This is a genomic window from Microlunatus elymi (assembly GCF_007362775.1).
Lineage (GTDB): Bacteria > Actinomycetota > Actinomycetes > Propionibacteriales > Propionibacteriaceae > Microlunatus > Microlunatus elymi.
Genome location: NZ_CP041692.1, coordinates 2,328,281 through 2,345,807 on the forward strand (window position 1 = coordinate 2,328,281; position 17,527 = coordinate 2,345,807).

General features: G+C 67.9%; 15 protein-coding genes. 11 read left to right on the plus strand and 4 right to left on the minus strand.

All coding sequences use genetic code 11. The features are described 5' to 3' along the window. The first annotated feature begins 35 nt into the window (after positions 1-35). A complete protein-coding gene (locus FOE78_RS10495; protein ID WP_228266146.1) occupies positions 36-1,013 on the plus strand; it encodes a cation diffusion facilitator family transporter in 978 nt (325 codons plus the stop codon). Continuing rightward, complete coding sequence (locus FOE78_RS10500; RefSeq protein ID WP_143986236.1) at positions 1,010-1,999, plus strand: NADPH:quinone reductase; 990 nt, start codon at positions 1,010-1,012, stop codon at positions 1,997-1,999. The genes FOE78_RS10495 and FOE78_RS10500 overlap by 4 nt, the downstream gene beginning before the upstream one ends. Here FOE78_RS10500 and FOE78_RS10505 read toward each other — a convergent pair. After that, on the minus strand, positions 1,989-2,375 hold the full coding sequence (locus FOE78_RS10505; RefSeq protein WP_143986237.1) for a type II toxin-antitoxin system VapC family toxin: 387 nt from the start codon (positions 2,373-2,375) through the stop codon (positions 1,989-1,991). The genes FOE78_RS10500 and FOE78_RS10505 overlap by 11 nt on opposite strands. After that, a complete protein-coding gene (locus FOE78_RS10510) occupies positions 2,372-2,641 on the minus strand; it encodes a type II toxin-antitoxin system CcdA family antitoxin (RefSeq protein WP_210414916.1) in 270 nt (89 codons plus the stop codon). The genes FOE78_RS10505 and FOE78_RS10510 overlap by 4 nt, the downstream gene beginning before the upstream one ends. A 339-nt stretch (positions 2,642-2,980) precedes the next feature. On the opposite strand from FOE78_RS10510, the gene dxr reads away from it, so the two are divergent. Genes dxr through ispG form a run of 3 tightly spaced genes read left to right on the plus strand, consistent with a single transcriptional unit; the run spans position 2,981 to position 6,822 of the window. Beyond that, positions 2,981-4,288: a 1-deoxy-D-xylulose-5-phosphate reductoisomerase gene (gene dxr, locus FOE78_RS10515; protein WP_143986239.1), complete on the plus strand. Its 1,308-nt coding sequence runs from the start codon at positions 2,981-2,983 to the stop codon at positions 4,286-4,288. A 55-nt stretch (positions 4,289-4,343) separates the two neighbouring features. Continuing rightward, complete coding sequence (locus tag FOE78_RS10520; RefSeq protein ID WP_143986240.1) at positions 4,344-5,660, plus strand: M50 family metallopeptidase; 1,317 nt, start codon at positions 4,344-4,346, stop codon at positions 5,658-5,660. Between the two features lie 10 nt (positions 5,661-5,670). Beyond that, positions 5,671-6,822, plus strand: a complete 1,152-nt coding sequence (gene ispG, locus FOE78_RS10525; RefSeq protein ID WP_210414917.1) for a flavodoxin-dependent (E)-4-hydroxy-3-methylbut-2-enyl-diphosphate synthase — start codon at positions 5,671-5,673, stop codon at positions 6,820-6,822. Here ispG and FOE78_RS10530 read toward each other — a convergent pair. Then, on the minus strand, positions 6,806-8,779 hold the full coding sequence (locus FOE78_RS10530; RefSeq protein ID WP_143986242.1) for an aconitate hydratase: 1,974 nt from the start codon (positions 8,777-8,779) through the stop codon (positions 6,806-6,808). The genes ispG and FOE78_RS10530 overlap by 17 nt on opposite strands. Positions 8,780-9,051: 272 nt before the next feature. Between FOE78_RS10530 and FOE78_RS10535 the strand changes: the two genes are divergently transcribed. From FOE78_RS10535 to FOE78_RS10545, 3 genes are all read left to right on the plus strand, one after another. Continuing rightward, on the plus strand, positions 9,052-9,906 hold the full coding sequence (locus FOE78_RS10535) for a GNAT family N-acetyltransferase (protein WP_143986243.1): 855 nt from the start codon (positions 9,052-9,054) through the stop codon (positions 9,904-9,906). 1,013 nt (positions 9,907-10,919) lie between these two features. After that, complete coding sequence (locus FOE78_RS10540; protein WP_168207465.1) at positions 10,920-11,927, plus strand: hypothetical protein; 1,008 nt, start codon at positions 10,920-10,922, stop codon at positions 11,925-11,927. 175 nt (positions 11,928-12,102) lie between these two features. Continuing rightward, positions 12,103-13,845: a proline--tRNA ligase gene (locus FOE78_RS10545; protein WP_210414997.1), complete on the plus strand. Its 1,743-nt coding sequence runs from the start codon at positions 12,103-12,105 to the stop codon at positions 13,843-13,845. A gap of 15 nt (positions 13,846-13,860) precedes the next feature. Here the strand turns inward: FOE78_RS10545 and FOE78_RS10550 are convergent, their stop codons facing one another. Next, the gene (locus tag FOE78_RS10550) at positions 13,861-14,991 is read right to left on the minus strand and encodes a DUF4439 domain-containing protein (RefSeq protein ID WP_143986246.1); all 1,131 of its coding nucleotides are present in this window, start codon (positions 14,989-14,991) and stop codon (positions 13,861-13,863) included. 256 nt (positions 14,992-15,247) lie between these two features. On the opposite strand from FOE78_RS10550, the gene rimP reads away from it, so the two are divergent. The 3 genes from rimP to nagB are packed head-to-tail and all read left to right on the plus strand — an operon-like array spanning position 15,248 to position 17,523. Continuing rightward, positions 15,248-15,742, plus strand: coding sequence for a ribosome maturation factor RimP (gene rimP / locus FOE78_RS10555; RefSeq protein ID WP_143986247.1), 495 nt, complete (start codon positions 15,248-15,250; stop codon positions 15,740-15,742). A gap of 1 nt (position 15,743) precedes the next feature. Further along, positions 15,744-16,721 carry a transcription termination factor NusA gene (gene nusA, locus FOE78_RS10560; protein WP_143986248.1) on the plus strand — a complete coding sequence of 326 codons (978 nt, stop codon included), beginning with the start codon at positions 15,744-15,746 and terminating at the stop codon, positions 16,719-16,721. A gap of 46 nt (positions 16,722-16,767) precedes the next feature. Next, entirely contained in the window at positions 16,768-17,523 is a 756-nt protein-coding gene (gene nagB / locus FOE78_RS10565) for a glucosamine-6-phosphate deaminase (protein WP_143986249.1), read from the plus strand. Positions 17,524-17,527: the final 4 nt, after the last annotated feature.

Consider the following 17,527-nt stretch of genomic DNA (forward strand, 5'->3'; position numbering starts at 1 on the left):
GCGGGTCGTGTCATGAGTGAGGAAGAATCCATCACGTGAGTACTGACGTCGGCACCCAAGCAGAGTCGCCCGGAACCGAGAGTCTGCGTACGGTTCTGATCGCGTTCGCGGCCAACGTCGCGATCGCGATCGCCAAGACGGTTGCGGCGCTGATCACCAGCTCGGCCTCGATGGTGGCCGAGGCGGCACACTCCTGGGCCGACGCCGGCAACGAGATCTTCCTGATGATCGCCGACCGCAAGGGATCGCGGCACCGTGACGCCAGCCATCCGCTCGGCTACGGCCGCGACAGCTACGTCTGGAGCATGTTCGCCGCCTTCGGACTGTTCACCGCCGGCGCCGTGGTGTCGATCATGCACGGCGTACAGGAGCTGAGCGGCGACGAACCGGGCGGGCACTATCTGATCAACTACATCGTGCTCGGGATCGCCTTCGTCCTGGAGGGAACGTCCTTCCTGCAGGCGTTTCGGCAGGCCCGCGGCTCGGCCCGCCAGACCGGGGACGGGACGTTGGAGTTCGTGCTGTCGACCTCCAACCCGACCCTGCGCGCGGTGTTCTTCGAGGACTCGGCGGCGATGATCGGACTCGTCATCGCCGGCACCGGCATCGCGGTGCACCAGATCACCGGGTCGCACATCGCCGATGCCATCGGGTCGATCCTGATCGGCATCCTGCTGGCCGTGGTGGCGATCGTGCTGATCAACCGCAACCGCAAGTTCCTGCTCGGTGAGGCGATCAGCCCCGAGCTGAAGAACGCGATCCTGACCGAGCTGCTCAGCCACCACGACATCGACCGGATCACCTACCTGCACGTGGAATTCGTCGGACCCAGCCGAGTCTTCCTGGTGGCCGCCGTTGATCTGGCCGGCAACCTCCGCGAGGACGACCTGTCGATCCATTTGCGCCGGATCGAACACGAACTCGAGGAACGTGACGCCGTCGAGGAGGCGGTGCTGACCCTGGCCACCAAGGACGAGACGTCCCTCACCGTCACCGCGCAGGCGGGCCGGTGAGAGCTGCGTACGTCCGCTGGGTCGGGCCGGACAGTGTGATCGAGATCGGCGACCTGCCGGTTCCGACACCCGGCGCATCCGAGGTACTGGTCAAGGTCACCGCGGTCGCGATCAACCCGGTCGACAACTACATCCGTACCGGCAGGTTCCAGACCCCGGTGCCGCTGCCGTTCGTCGTCGGCCGGGACCTGGTCGGGACCGTCGTCGAGAGCGGATCGCCGGCGCTCGGGTTCGCGCCGGGGGAGCGGGTCTGGTGCAACAGCATGGGTCACGACGGCCGGCCGGGCGCGATCTCGGAGTACGTGGTGGTGCCGGTGGATCGGCTGTATCGACTGCCGGACGGGGCCGATCCGGAGCAGGGGGTGGCGCTGGCCCAGCCGGCGGCCACCGCCTACCTGGGCTGCTTCGTGCACGGCAACGTGCGAGCCGGCGAGACCGTGTTCGTCGGCGGTGGCGGCGGCAACATCGGCCTGGCTGCGATCCGGATGGCAAGAATGGCCGGGGCCAGGGTGCTGGCCACCGCCCGGCCCGATGATCATCAGCGTTGTCGCGACGCAGGCGCCGAGGTCGTCGTCGACTACCACGCGGCCCCGATGGTGGACCGAATGCTCGATGCCGCCGGCGGCGTCGACGTCTACTGGGAGACCTCCGGCCGGCACGACTTCGACCGGGTGGAACGGGTCGCGGCACCCGGCTGCCGCGTGCTCGTCACCGCCGCAGCCGAGCAGCGGCCGACCGTCCCGCTGCCGCAGCTCTACATGCGCGACGTCAGCCTGATCGGCTTCGTGATCAGCCGCGCAACGGTCGACCAGCTCCGGGCCGCCGCAGACCTGATCAACCCCGAACTGGCCGCCGGCACGCTGACCGCCCGGATCGCCGACCGGCTGCCGCTGGGCCGGACCGCCGAGGCGTACCGCCGGCTCGCCGAGGGTAGGGTGCGCGGCCGACTCCTGGTCGACCTCGCAGGTCGGACGGCTACACGCTGATGATCTTGATCGGATGGGTCGCGTGCGCGACCAGCGCGCGGAGGTCGTCCGGGTCACTGGTGAGCACGACTCCGCCCGGAGTCAGGTCCGCCGCAGCCGCGACCACCGCATCGACGGCGGAGATGGTTCCGGCCCGGCCGGTCGCGGTTCGCAACCGGGCCGCGTACCGCGCCTGCACTTCGTCGACGGGGTCGACCCGGCAGGCCCGCAGCAGGCGATTGACCTGAAAGTCGCGCCGGTGATCCCCGGTGAGTGCCTCGGTGAGGACGACGCTCGGTACCCGCGGGGGCCAGAGCTCGCGACGCTGAAGCTCTTGCAGTCGGGCCCGGTGGCCGGCCATCGCGCTGAGCGCCCCGGCATCGAAGATGAGGCTCATGCAGAGCGGCTTGCGTCACCGGAGCCTGACGCTCCGGCGTCGCCGAAGGCGGCATCGGCCCACGCGCGCGCGGCGTCTTCGTCGTCGGCCGGGATCGGACCGAGCTCGGCGTCAAGGTCCCGCAGGTAGCGATCCAGCTCCGCGATCTTGGCCCGGCGGTCCAGTTCCTCGGCCAGCGCCGCCGTCGCCAGTTGGGACACATTGAGACCGGCCGCCCTGGCTCGACCAAGCACCTCGTCCGGAACCGTGATGTTGACCCGACTCATGCGCATAGAATACGCATTCTCGCGACTGCTGCTGGCTGTATTTGAGTTAGCTCACGCGCACCCCGTCGTAGCCCAGCGCAAGACCGACTCCGGAGCACGCGACGGGCAGCACGTCTGCCGCACCACGAACGCTTGGAATTCAGATTGAACGCACGTCGAGCGCCCCAGCGCGAGACCGGCTCCGGAGCTTGCGGAGGAGGCGGGGCGAGGTGATCGCTCCACGGGACCACGGCGGGGGTCCGGGGGTCGTCCCCCGGAACAGTCAGACGCCAGACCAGACCGCGGCAGCGGCACTTACTCGACTGCGTGACAAGACAGTGAGCCTGCGAGACTGAACCCGTGCGCGACGTAGTGATCTTGGGCAGTACGGGGTCGATCGGGACTCAGGCTCTGGAGGTGATCGCCGAACGGCGGGAGCTGTTCCGGGTGGTCGGGCTGGCGGCAGCCGGCAGCAACATCAAGCTGCTGGCCCGGCAGGTGCTCGACTTCGACCCGGCCGTGGTCGGGGTCAGCCGGGCGAGCGCCGTACAGGATCTGCAGTTGGCGCTGTACGCCGAGGTCTCTCGGCGCGGCTGGAACAAGGGCGAGGTCAGACTGCCGAAGATCGTCGCCGGACCCGAGGCGCCCAACGAGCTGGCCGCGTTGGACTGCGACATCGTGCTGAACGGGATCACCGGTTCGGCCGGTCTCGGCGCGACCCTGACCACCCTGGCCCAGGGCACCACGCTGGCGCTGGCCAACAAGGAGTCCCTGGTGATCGGCGGCCGGCTGGTCACCGACGCCGCCGCCGACGGGCAGATCGTCGCAGTCGACTCCGAACACTCGGCGATCGCCCAGTGCCTGCGCGGCGGCACCGCCGACGAGGTCGACCGGTTGATCGTCACCGCCAGCGGCGGACCGTTCCGCGGCATGACCCGGGCGCAGATGGCCGACGCGACGCCGGAGCAGGCACTGGCACACCCGACCTGGAACATGGGCCGGGTGATCACCACCAACTCCGCCACCCTGGTGAACAAGGGGTTGGAGGTGCTGGAGGCGCACCTGCTCTACGGCATCGACCTGGACCGGGTCGATGTGGTCGTTCATCCGCAGTCGATGATCCACTCGATGGTCCAGTTCATCGACGGCTCGACGCTGGCCCAGTGCTCGCCTCCCGACATGAAGCTGCCGATCGCGCTCGCCCTCGGCTGGCCGGCTCGGCTGGCCGGAGCAGCCCGCCCGGTCAACTGGTCCCGGGCCAACACCTGGACCTTCGAGCCGCTCGACGACGAGGCCTTCCCCGCCGTCTCCCTGATCCGCAAGGCAGGCCGGATCGGCGGCACCGCACCCGCCGTACTGAACGCCGCCAACGAGGCCTGCGTGGACGCCTTCCACGAGCATCGGATCGGGTTCAACCAGATCACCGACATCTTCGCCGCCGTCCTCGACGAGCACCTGAACACGGCGCCCGGGAACGCCACGAAACTCCCAGCCGATTCACAGCCCGCGGCCACGTCGACGGCGGGATCGGTGAAACCCGCCGACGTAGGATCACGATGGGTCGGCGCCGAAGCCCTCACCGTCGACGCCGTACTCAGCGCCGATGCGTGGGCGCGCCGTCGGGCCCAGGACTTGTGCAGCGACGAGACGAGGAGACCGCAGGCGTGATGCCCGACGTTTCTGGCGCCCCGGAGAGTGGGCACCGCCTTCCCGAGGGGACGCGATGCATCTCCTGATCTACCTCGGCGGGGCAGTGCTCTTCTTCGCCATGATCATGATCTCGGTCGCGCTGCACGAGATCGGGCACCTGATCCCGGGCAAGCTCTTCGGCGTCAAGACGACCCAGTACATGGTCGGCTTCGGCAAGACGCTGTGGTCAACCCGCCGCGGCGAGACCGAGTACGGCGTCAAGGCGGTCCCGCTCGGCGGCTACTGCAAGTTCGTCGGCATGTATCCGCCGGATCCGCACTCGGGCAAGATGCGCTCGACCCGGACCGGGATCTTCCAGTCGATCGCCGACCAGGCCCGTGAGGCCGAGTGGGAGGACATCCGCCCCGAGGACGACGGTCGGCTCTTCTACCAGAAGAAGACCTGGCAGAAGTTGATCATCATGTTCGGCGGGCCGGGGATGAACCTGATCCTGGCGTTCCTGATCCTGCTCGGCGTCAACCTCTTCTACGGGATGCCGAAGCCGACGCTGCAGGTCGCTGTGGTCAACGACTGCGTGATCTCGGCGGCCCGGCAGGCCAGCACCGACCCGGCCGAACGCGCCTGCAAGTCCACCGATCCCGAGACCCCGGCCAAGAAGTCCGGCATGAAGGTCGGCGACACCATCGTCAGTTTCAACGGCACCCGACTCGCCGACTGGGATCAGCTGTCGGCGCTGATCGAAGGCAACGGCGACGAGCTGGCCAGGATCACCGTCGATCGCAACGGTCGGCAGGTCGCCCTCAAACCCGTACACACCGTGATCACCGGCGTCCAGTCGGCGGACAACCCGTCCAAGACAGTGCAGGCCGGTTTCCTCGGCGTCTCGCCGGATCGGGTGCTGGTCAAGGGCGGTCCGGCGGCGACGGCGCAGCAGATGTGGTCGATGACCGAGCAGTCGGTACACGCGATCATCCGCTTCCCGGCCAAGATCTACACCACCGCCGCCGACCTGGTCACCGGCAAGCCGCGGGACGAGAACGGGCCGATGAGCATCGTCGGCGCCAGCCGGATCGCCGGCGAGGTGAGTTCCACCGACCTGATCAGCGTGTCCACCAAGGCGGCGCAGATGTTCCTGCTGCTCGGCTCGGTGAACCTGTTCCTGGCCCTGTTCAACTTCGTACCGTTGATGCCGCTGGACGGCGGACACATCGCCGGCGCGATCTACGAGGCGATCAGGCGATGGCTGGCCCGGATCACCGGCCGACCGGACCCCGGACATGCCGACACCGCCAAGATGTTGCCGGTCGCCTATGTTGTTGGTGCGGTGATCGCGATCAGCGGATTCGTGCTCATCCTGGCCGACCTGATCGACCCGATCACCCTGTTCTGAGTGGAGAATGATGACTGCGATCAATCTGGGACTGCCCGCGCTGCCACCCGAAACCCTGGCTCCGCGACGTAAATCGCGCAAGATCAAGGTCGGCAAGGTCGAGGTCGGCGGCGACGCCCCGATCAGCGTGCAGTCGATGACCACCACGCTGACCGCCGACATCAACGCGACCCTGCAGCAGATCGCCGAACTGACCGCCGCCGGCTGCGACATCGTCCGGGTCGCGGTGCCGAGTGCCGACGACGCGGCCGCGCTGCCGGCGATCGCGCACAAGAGCCAGATCCCGGTGATCGCCGACATCCACTTCCAGCCGCGGTACGTGTTCGCCGCGATCGAGGCCGGCTGCGCCGCGGTCCGGGTCAACCCGGGCAACATCAAGGAGTTCGACGACCAGGTGAAGGAGATCGCCCAGGCCGCCACTGAGGCCGGCGTCTCGTTGCGGATCGGCGTGAACGCCGGGTCGCTGGACAAGCGACTGCTGGCCAAGTACGGCAAGGCGACCCCGGAGGCGCTGGTCGAGTCGGCGCTGTGGGAGGCGTCGCTGTTCGAGGAGCACGGCTTCCGCGATTTCAAGATCTCGGTCAAGCACCACGACCCGGTGATCATGGTCAAGGCGTACGAGCAACTGGCCGAGCAGTGCGACTACCCGCTGCACCTCGGCGTGACCGAGGCCGGGCCGGCGTTCCAGGGCACGATCAAGTCCGCCACCGCCTTCGGAGCCCTGCTCAGCAAGGGAATCGGCGACACCATCCGGGTCTCGTTGTCGGCGCCGCCGGTGGAGGAGGTCAAGGTCGGGATCAAGATCCTGGAGTCGCTGAACCTGCGTCCGCGCAAGCTGGAGATCGTCTCGTGCCCGTCCTGCGGCCGGGCCCAGGTGGACGTCTACAAGCTGGCCGACGAGGTCACCGCCGGTCTGGAGGGGCTGACGGTTCCGCTGCGGGTCGCAGTGATGGGGTGTGTGGTGAACGGTCCGGGCGAGGCCCGTGAGGCCGACCTCGGGGTGGCCTCCGGCAACGGCAAGGGCCAGATCTTCGTGCACGGCGAGGTGATCAAGACGGTCAAGGAGAGCGACATCGTCGAGACCCTGATCGAGGAGGCCATGCGGTTGGCCGAGGACATGCCCGACGTCGAAGGAGCGCCTGAGGTCAGCGTCGGTCGGTAGCGCCGGCGTCACGGTCGCGGAGCCACGGGATCAGTCCGCCGACCAGCAAGATCTCCAACTGCCGCCGGCTCAGCCGATGCCGTGCCCGATAGCCGGCGTCCTGGGTGGTGTTCTGCACCATCAGGGTCTCGTCGTCGAGAGCCCGGCGAAGATCATCAACGGCCAGCACGTCGCCGATCTCGATGCCGTCGTAGTCGTCCGGATCGTCGAACTCCAACGGCAGTACGCCGAAGTTGATCAAGTTCTGCCAGTGGATCCGGGCGTAGGACTTGGCCAGCACCATGCGCAGACCGAGGAAGCGCGGGGCGATCGCGGCATGCTCGCGGGATGATCCCTGGCCGTAGTTGTCGCCGCCGATGATCACGTGTCCGGACCGGTCTCGTACGTCGACGGCTTGGTCGTGGTAGTCGCTGTTGACGTCCTTGAACGCGTACCGGGACAGTTTGGCGATGTTGCTGCGATAGGGCAGGGCCTCGGCACCGGCCGGCATGATCGTGTCGGTGGAGATGTCGTCGCTGACCTTGATCAACGCCGGTGCCTCGATCCGGTCCGGCAGCGGCTCGAGCTCGGGCAGCCCGGCGATGTTCTCGCCCTTGATCAACTTCACCTCGCGGGCCTGATCGGGCGGCAGTGGTTCCTCCACCATCTCGGTGTTGACCGTGGCCACGTTCGGCAAGTTGATCTTGGGTGCGGACAACTGGAACCGGTCCGGCAGCGTACGCGGGTCGGTGATCACACCGGTTAATGCCGCTGCGGCCGCGGTCTCCGGGGAGCACAGGTAGACCTGATCGTCGGCGGTGCCCGACCGGCCCGGGAAGTTGCGTGGCATCGTACGCAGGCTGCGTCCGTTGCTGGTCGGTGACTGGCCCATGCCGATGCAGCCCAGGCAGCCCGACTGATGCAGCCGGGCGCCGGCCGCGATCAGATCGAAGGCCGCGCCGGTCTTCATCAGGTCCTGGAGCAGCTCGCGGGAGGTCGGGTTGACGTCCAGCGACAGGCCGGGGCTGATCCTCCGTCCCTGCACGATCGCGGCGACGGCCATGAAGTCGCGCAGGCCGGGATTGGCCGAGGATCCGATCACCACCTGCTCGACCTCGTCGCCGGCGACCTCGGCGACCGGTCGTACGTTGTCCGGAGCGCTCGGCAACGCGATCAACGGCTCCAACGCAGCAAGATCAATTTCCTCGTCCACGTCGTACCTCGCACCCTCGTCGGCGAGCAGTTCGACGTAGTCGTCCTCGCGCTGCTGCCAACGCAGGAAGTCGCGAACCCGTTCGTCAGCAGGGAAAACCGTACTGGTGGCGCCGAGCTCGGCACCCATGTTCGCGATCACGTGCCGGTCCATCGCCGATAGGGTGGCCACGCCCGGTCCGTAGTATTCGATCACTCGATTGACGCCGCCCTTCACACTGTGCCGGCGCAGCATCTCCAAGATCACGTCCTTGGCGCTGACCCAGTCCGGCAGCGAGTTGATCAAGCGGACGCCCCAGATCTTCGGCATCTGCAGGTAGACCGGTTCGCCGGCGATCGCCCGGGCGACCTCGATGCCGCCGAGTCCGATCGCCAGCATGCCCAGCGAACCGGCGGCGGGGGTGTGGCTGTCGCTGCCGACCATGGTCTTGCCTGGGAGGCCGAACCGCTCCATGTGGGTGGGGTGGGAGACCCCGTTGCCCGGACCGGAGAACCAGAGCCCGAACCGTCGGCTGGCCGAGCGGAGGAATTCGTGGTCCTCGGCGTTGCGGCTGCCGGCCTGCAGCAGGTTGTGATCGACGTACTGCACGGACAGCTCGGTCTGCGCCCGGTCCAGCCCCATCGCCTCCAGCTCCAGCATCACCATCGTCCCGGTGGCGTCCTGGGTCAGCGTCTGGTCGATACGCAAGCCGATCTCCTCACCGGGCGTCATCTCGCCCTCCACCAGATGGCTCGAGATCAACTTCTGAGCAACGTTCTGCGGCATCCTTCTTCACCTCGTTCGAGATCGACGGAGTCTCCTTCAACTCGTACCCGGCTGTCGTCTCCGGCACCAACCTGTCCGAGGAGGCTCCCGAGCTCGTCGAAGGACCGGAACGCAACTTCTGGCAACGACCCATCCGCGTACGGCTCCGAGGTTGATGACCCATCGCGCCAGGAAGTTCGTCCGCACCCGTGTGCGAGCGCACCGCCGTCGGATAATGTCGCGGTGGAACGCGGGACACCGAGTCCTGGTTGCCGATCGGCCCAGGAGGCAGCATGAGCGAGACGGTGGTCCGGTCGGGTGTCCGGGTGCTGACCGGCGCCGACACCGACCTCGCCGTTCGGTTGCTCGCGTCCTCACCGATCGACAACGTCTTCGTCGCATCCCGGGTCCGTGCGGCGGGGCTCGAAGCACGCGACCTGGGCTGTCCGATCTGGGGCTTCGAGGAGGACGGCCGGCTCCGTTCGATGTGTCACGCCGGCTCCAACCTGGTCCCGGTGAACGCGACCCCGGCTGCGGTGGCGGCCTTTGCCGAGTACGCCGGTCCGCGACGGATGTGTTCGTCGATCATCGGTCCCGCGCCGGTCGCGATGGACCTGTGGCAGCGGCTCAGCCGGCTCTGGGGCTCGGTCTGGTCGCAGACCCGGGAGGTCCGAGCCCACCAGCCGGTGCTGGCGATCGACACCGATCCGGTCATCGCGCCGGACCCGCGGGTGCGGCCGATCACCATCCAGCATTGGGATTCCTACTATCAGTCGGCGGTACGGATGTACACCGAGGAGGTCGGCGTCTCGCCACTGCAGGGCAACCCCGCCGGCTACCGCTACTACGTACGCCAGTTGATCACGTCCGGTCGCGCCTTCGGTGTGCTGGACGGCGACCGGGTGATCTTCAAGGCCGACCTCGGTTCGGTGTCCCGCGGTGTCACCCAGGTCCAGGGCGTCTGGCTCGACCCGTCGCTGCGCAGCCGCGGCCTGGCGCCCGGGATGATGGCCGCCGTGGTCCAGTTGGCTCGCCGCGTCGCTCCGGTCGTCTCCCTCTACGTCAACGACTTCAACGCTCCCGCCCGCGCGACCTACCAACGCGTCGGCTTCCGGCAGACGGGGGAGTTCTGCACGGTGTTGTATTAGTCGGCTTCCTGCGGCTGCGGCCGGCTTGCGCGGAGCAAGTTGAGTTCCCGACCCCTCGACGCCCGGTCTGGTCGCCGCCGGGCTGAAGTGGGAGCTCCGGCGTGGCGCCAACCCGCGGGCGCGCCCGCCGCGGCAGGGCGTGCGCCGACTGACGCCCGTGTTGCAGAAGCGGATCGCGGAGCTGCCGGCGCGCTCTGAAGCGACCACATTTGTATACGCGTTTGGGTATGAGGGCCGGCTCCAGGCCCGTTCCGGCCGACGCGTATACAGATCTCATCGCGATCCGACGCCAGGATCCCAGAGTGCTGACCCGACCGAAGTGTTCGCGCGCCGTCACGGCGGCCGAGCCCGTCGAGGTGTCGGGGTTGGACGGCGGCCGCGTCGGCACCGGCGTTCGGTAACCCTGGCGGCGTTGCGGGTCGTGGGTTGCAGGATGTGCGGTCGTTCGGGAACCGGGACTGCCGAACATTGTGCCGGTGCCCACCGCGGCGCCGACGTACGGCGTTGTCCAACCGATCAACTCCGGGTGGGACAACGAACGCCCGTCGCCGCCCGGGACCGGGCCGAACCCGTCTCCGGAGGGAGAACGAACGCTGTCGGGCCGGGACCCGGTGCGGAATCCGTTTCCGGGTCGGAAACGTAGGTCGTCGGCGCCCAGGTGCGGGGCCGAACCTGTCTCCGGTGGGGAAACGTACGTCGTCGGCGCCCGGGACCGGGGCGGAATCCGTGTCCGGTGGGGAAACGTACGTCGTCGGCGCCCGGGACCGGGGCGGAATCCGTGTCCGGTGGGGAAACGTACGTCGTCGGCGCCCGGGACCGGGGCCGAACCCGTCTCCGGGAGGAAAACGAACGCCGGTGGCAGGACGGTCAGGTGAGCGCGGGATCTTCGCGGACGAGAGCGTACGTAACGTTGCGCCCACGATGTGGGCCGGTTCATGGCAGGTGCTCAGACGCCGCACCTAGAATCCGGTGCGACAACTCAGCGGCGAGACTCCAGAAGTGGAGGGGGACAGGTGCCGGCGATCGACGAACGGCTGCAGGAACTGGTCGGCCAGGCGACCGAGCAACTGACCCGACGCTGGGAACTCGCCGAGGCGCAGCTCACCGCCGTCCTCCAGGACTCCATCGACACCGAGTGCGACCTGAACGACCCGGACCGGGTCAAGGTCGCCGCCAGCCGGATCAAGAGCAAGGGCCGGATCGCGGAGAAGATCCAGCGCCGGATCAAGAACCGCGAGATCGAACCGCCGCAGACGATCGAGGAAGTTCAGAACTCGATCTTCGACATCATCGGCGCCCGGATCATCTGCAAGACGCTGCGGGATGTCGACCTTGCCGCCAAGGCCGTCACCGCCGCGTACGGGCCACAGCTGGAGCAACTCGGCGACCCGAAGGACTACATCCGCAACCCGAAACCGTCCGGTTACCGCTCGGTGCACTATCTGCTGCGGATCACCGTCGACGACGGCAACGGGCCGGTCCAGGTGCCGTGCGAGGTGCAGGTCCGCACCATGATGCAGGACGCGTGGGGTGAGCTGACTCACGAGAATTCGTACAAGTCCGGCGATGTCGCGCTGCCCGGCCTCTTCCTCGACCTTTCCCGGCACATGGCCGACTTGATGGACCAGGTCGATCAACTCGCGCTCACCCTGGCCGAGGCGAGCGAGTCGATCATGACCCAGATGGCGGTGCACAACGAGTTCCCGCTGATCGATCCGGACAGCGGCAACCACCGGCCCGCCCTGGAGTCGGGCAAGGTCTATCTCGGCCGGGTGCTGACCACCGGCCGCAACTACGCCCTGGTGCTGGTCGACCAGTTCCGCGGTCTGCTCGGCGCATCCGAGGTCAAGCGCTGCCTGGGACTGGAGAATTTCGTCGAGGTCAGCGACTACGTGCTGCCCGGGGATTCCTTGCAGGTAAGGATTCTGGAGCACGATCCGGCCAGAGACCGGCTGCTGCTGGAGCCGGCCGATCCGGAGGACCTGCGTCGTCGGCACGGCCGTCGGCGCACTTCGTCCTGATTGCGCGCCTGATGGCAGGGCTGCTGATCCGCCGCCGAGGGGATAAGGTCTTCGCGGCGCAGCTGGTGATGAGCGAGAATCGGCAGCGGAGCAAGACTCGTTCGGCGAGCGCAGGGTCGGCCGGGCTCATCCGATCCAGGCAACCAGTGAAAGGTAACCACACGTGATCACCCGCATGTCGGAGTTGTTCGTCCGTACCCTTCGGGAGGATCCGGCGGACGCGGAGGTGCCCAGCCATCGTTGGCTGGTCCGGGCCGGCTACATCCGCCGGACTGCTCCGGGGGTCTACTCGTGGTTGCCGCTGGGCTACAAGGTCTTGCGCAACGTGGAACGGATCATCCGCGAGGAGATGGATCCGATCAGCCAGGAGATCCACCTGCCCGCGCTGCTGCCGCGCGAGCCGTACGAGGCCACCGGCCGCTGGGAGGAGTACGGGGCCAACCTGTTCCGGCTGAAGGACCGGCGCGGCAACGACTACCTGCTCGGCCCGACGCACGAGGAGATCTTCACCCTGCTGGTGAAGGACATGTGCAGTTCCTACAAGGATCTGCCGCTGTCGCTCTACCAGGTGCAGACGAAGTACCGGGACGAGGCTCGGCCGCGGGCCGGGCTGCTGCGCGGCCGTGAGTTCGTGATGAAGGACTCCTATTCCTTCGACATCGACGCCGAGGGCCTGCAGAAGGCGTACGACGCGCACCGGGACGCGTACATCAAGATCTTCAACCGGCTCGGCTTCGAATACGTGATCGTGGCGGCGATGTCCGGTGCGATGGGCGGATCGGCGAGCGAGGAGTTCCTGGCGATCGGGGAGAACGGCGAGGACACCTTCGTCCGCTCGCCGGGCGGGTACGCCGCCAACGTCGAAGCGGTCAAGACGCCGGTGCCGGAGGCGATCTCGTACGAGGATGCGCCGGCCGCGCATGCCGAGGACACTCCGGACACGCCGACCATCGAAACCCTGGTCGCCGTCTCCAACGATCGCTACCCGCGCGCCGACCGGCCGTGGGCGGCTGCGGACACCTTGAAGAATCTGCTGCTGATGATCATTCATCCCGACGGCAGCAAGGAGCCGTTGGCGATCGGCCTGCCCGGCGACCGTGAGGTCGACATGAAGCGACTCAACGCCCAGCTCGAACCGTCCGAGGCCGAGCCGTTCACCGAGGACGACTTCGCCCGTTATTCCGACCTGGTCAAGGGATACATCGGCCCGCAGGTTCTCGGCGAGGAGTCGGCGACCAAGATCAAGTTCTTGGTCGATCCGCGCGTCGTCAGCGGGACCCGGTGGGTCACCGGCGCCAACCAGCCGGGCCGCCACGTCTTCGATCTTGTCGCCGGTCGGGACTTCACCCCGGACGGGACGATCGAGGCCGCGGAGATCCGGGAGGGCGATCCGGCTCCCGACGGATCCGGTCCGCTGCACCTGGCCCGAGGCATGGAGATGGGTCACATCTTCCAGCTGGGCAGCAAATACGCCGAAGCGCTCGGGCTCAAGGTCCTTGATCAAAACGGCAAGCTGGTCACCGTCACCATGGGCTCGTACGGCATCGGGGTGTCCCGCGCCGTCGCCGCGGTGGCCGAGAACACCAGTGACGACAAGGGATTGTGCTGGCCGCGCGAGTTGGCTCCGTACGACGTGCAGTTGGTGGTGGCCGGCAAGGGCGACGAGATCGTCACCGCCGCCGGCGATCTTGCGCAGCGGCTCGATGATCTTGGTGTGAAGGTGCTGCTGGATGATCGCAAGGTCACCCCGGGCGTGAAGTTCGCCGACGCCGAGCTGATGGGCATGCCGATCGTGGTGGTGGTGGGCAAGGGCCTGGCCGACGGTGTGATCGAGGTCCGCGACCGCAGGAGCGGCGAGCGTGCCGACGTCCCCGTCGACGAGGTGACCGAGCGCATCCTCGCTGCGACTCGTTCCTGATCAGCAGGGCCGGGCTCAGCGCCGGACCGGCCAACCGGGCCACAAGTTGATCTTGTCCGACCAGTAGCCGACGTTGCGGCTGCCGGTGATCATGGTGTCCAGGGCTCGTTGTTGATCATGCTCGGTGGTGGCCAGCCACTGCCCGAGGAACGGCAGGAGTTGATCTTCCATGGTGCCGATCAGTGCGGCCGCGCGGGACGAGTTGGTCGGCTGGATCGGCAACCGGTAGGCGGCGTGCGCGGCCGGCACGTCGGTGTCCTGCCCGGTGAGCCATCCGGACAGTTGATCGCGCAGGTCGCGATACCCGGCCAGACTGGACCGAGCATGATCAGCAGTGCTGCCGGAGAGCTTGGCCAACGCTGCCTGATAGCCGAAGATCACGGCGTAGCACTGCTCGACCAGACTCTGTACGGCTCCGGTCGCCGAGGGCAGTTCGACGGCAACCCGATGATCTTGAAGTGGCGCCTCACCCGGGTCCAGCCCTTCCGCCAACGCCTGGGCGTAGCTGGCGGCGGCGGACGACAGCGACCCCCACAGCAACGTCAGCCAGGGAAGTTGATCTTGCGGTCCGGTCGGCGCCAGGGCCCGTTTGCGATGCGCTGCCGCGGCCTTGGTTTCCATGGCTCGCAGGGTCTTGAGCGCTTTCGTCGATGACGTCGGCAACGGGGTTGTCGGTTGTGAGCTGCAACTGCACCCACCGGGCTGTGCGGCCGATCCGCCTTCGCCGGGCGGTGTCGCGCTGCCGGTGGGAGCGGTCGCGCTGCTCGTGGGAGTCGACGCCCCCGACGTCGGTGCCGGCACGGCCGTCGGATCGGTCGAGTTCAACACCGCGGCGTGGGCCACATGCGCATCCCTGATCCGGGTGATCAGACGCTTGCCGGCGGCTTCCAGGTCGTCGTAGCGGGTCAGCATCGCGTGCGCGTAACCCGCGAGAGCGTCTTCGGTTGCCGCGGCCTCGACGGTGCCGGGCAGCGGGGTCGGCGTCGGGCTGGGAGGAGCCGAACTCGACGGCGTGGGAAGCGGCCCGGATCCGGTGCAACCGGCCAGTGCGAGACCACCGGCGACGATCATGATCAACAGACTGCGGCGGCCGATGGCCGGTCCGGTGAATCCGGCGGTGTTCCGTGTCCCTGCAGGCTCGGTCACCGCGTACTCACCACTTCTGCTTCTGCCCGGGCCGCGCCTGTGCCGGCGGCCGATGATCGACTCCGGACAGTACAGCACTGTGCGATGATGACCAGCACAACTGCACGCCCACAATCGGATCGAAGGACGACAACGTGTTGCATCAGCTTTCGGCCCGGAGGCCGACGCTCGGGCCGTCGCAAGACGCCCGACCCGGGACGGCCCCGTCACCCGGCCGGCTGGCCGGCTCACTGGCTGCCCGAGCCGGTGATGCGGGATGAAGGCCGAGCAGATCTCGACCGTCGTCGAACCGATCCTGGAGCAGTTCGCCCTCGATCTCGACGCGGTCGAGGTGAAGCCCGCCGGCAAGCGCACGATGGTGCGCGTCGTGGTCGACGGCGACGGCGCGGACGGCGGCGGTCCGTCGCTGGACGACATCGCCGAGGCGACGAAGGCGGTCTCGGCCGCGCTGGACGCCTCCGACGTCACCGGCGCCGGTTCCTACACCTTGGAGGTCAGCTCCCGCGGCGTCAGCCGCCCGCTCACGCTGCCCCGGCACTGGCGTCGCAACCACGATCGACTGGTCAAGGTGTCCCTCGCCGACGGTACGGAGTTCACTGGCCGGATCACCGGAGCCGACGACGCCGCCGCAACCCTGGACGTGGACGGCACCGAGCGTCGGGTCGCCTTCGCCGACGTCAGCAACGCGCTGATCCAGGTCGAGTTGAACCGCAAGCCCCGTGGTTCCCGAGCCCCCGAGGAGGAGAACTGAGATGGACATCGACATCTCCGTACTGAGGCTGTTGGAACGCGAGAAGGACGTTCCCTTCGAGCTGCTGGTGAACGCGATCGAGGAGGCCCTGCTGTCGGCGTACGAGAAGACGCCGCACGCCATTCCGGGATCGCGGGTCGAACTGAATCGCAAGTCCGGCCACGTACGGGTGCTCGCGCCCGAACGCGACGACGAGGGCAACCGGATCGGTGAGTACGACAACACCCCCGAGGGCTTCGGACGGGTCGCGGCGTCGACCGCCCGGCAGGTGATCTTCCAGCGGTTGCGCGATGCGGAGGACGAGCAGAAGTTCGGCCATTTCGCCAACGTCGAGGGCGACATCGTCTCCGGTGTCGTGCAGCAGGGACCGGACGCGCGGACGGTACTGGTCGACCTGGGCCAGATCGAGGCGATCATGCCGCAGGCCGAGCAGGTGCCGGGGGAGAGTTATCGGCACGGCGCCCGGATCAAGGTGTACGTGGTGTCGGTGCGCAAGGAGACCCGCGGCCCGCAGGTCGTCGTGTCTCGGACTCATCCCGGTCTGGTCGAACGACTCTTCCGGCTGGAGGTTCCCGAGATCGCCGACGGGACGGTGGAGATCAAGGCGGTCGCCCGGGAGGCCGGCCACCGGAGCAAGATCGCGGTCTGGAGCACCAACCGGGACGTCAGCGCCAAGGGTGCCTGTATCGGTCCGATGGGGCAGCGGGTGCGGGCGGTGATGCACGAACTGAACGAGGAGAAGATCGACATCATCGACTACTCCGAGGATCCGGCCACCTTCGTCGGCCAGGCGTTGTCGCCGGCCAAGGTCAGCTCGGTCACCGTGGTCGACGAACGGGCCCGGGCGGCGCGAGTGGTGGTGCCGGATTATCAGTTGTCGCTGGCGATCGGCCGGGAGGGGCAGAACGCCCGGTTGGCTGCCCGGCTCACCGGTTGGCGGATCGACATCCGTGCCGACACCGCGCCCGATGCGGACTGACCGGCTCTTGCGTCCGTGACCATCAACTCATCCCGGGGGATCTGACATGCAGGTGTTGATCGCGCCGTCGGCTGCGGCCGTCGGTCGGTTCGCGGCGGGTCGGATCGCCGACGTGGTACGCCGTCGGCCCGACGCCGTACTCGGGTTGGCGACCGGTTCATCGCCGCTGGACATCTACGCCGACCTCGCACGTCAGGTGGCCGCCGGCGAACTCGACCTCTCCGCCGTACGAGCCTTTGCCCTGGACGAGTACATCGGGCTGCCGCCCGGACATCCGCAGAGCTATCACGAGGTGATCGATCGGGAGGTCGTCCGGCCGACCGGGATGGATCCGGCGAAGGTCCGGGTGCCGAACGGTTTCGCCGAGGATCTCGAGGCGGCCTGCGAGGAGTTCGAACGAGAGTTGGCGGAGGTCGGCCCGGTCGACGTACAGATCCTCGGAGTCGGCACCAACGGCCACATCGGCTTCAACGAGCCGATGTCGTCGTTCGCGTCGCGGACCCGGGTGAAGCGGCTGACGCCGGCCACCCGGCAGGCGAACGCGCGGTTCTTCGACTCGATCGATCAGGTGCCCGAGCTGTGCCTGACCCAGGGGATCGGCACCGTGATGGAGGCCGAGGAGCTGCTGCTGGTCGCCCAGGGCGCGGCCAAGGCGGAGGCGGTGGCGCGGATGGTCGAGGGTCCGGTCAGCAGCAGTTGTCCCGCGTCGGTGCTGCAGTTCCACCCCTCGGCGACCGTGATCGTCGACGGCCCGGCCGCCTCCCGGCTGGAATTCACCGACTACTACGAACGCCTGAGCTGACCGC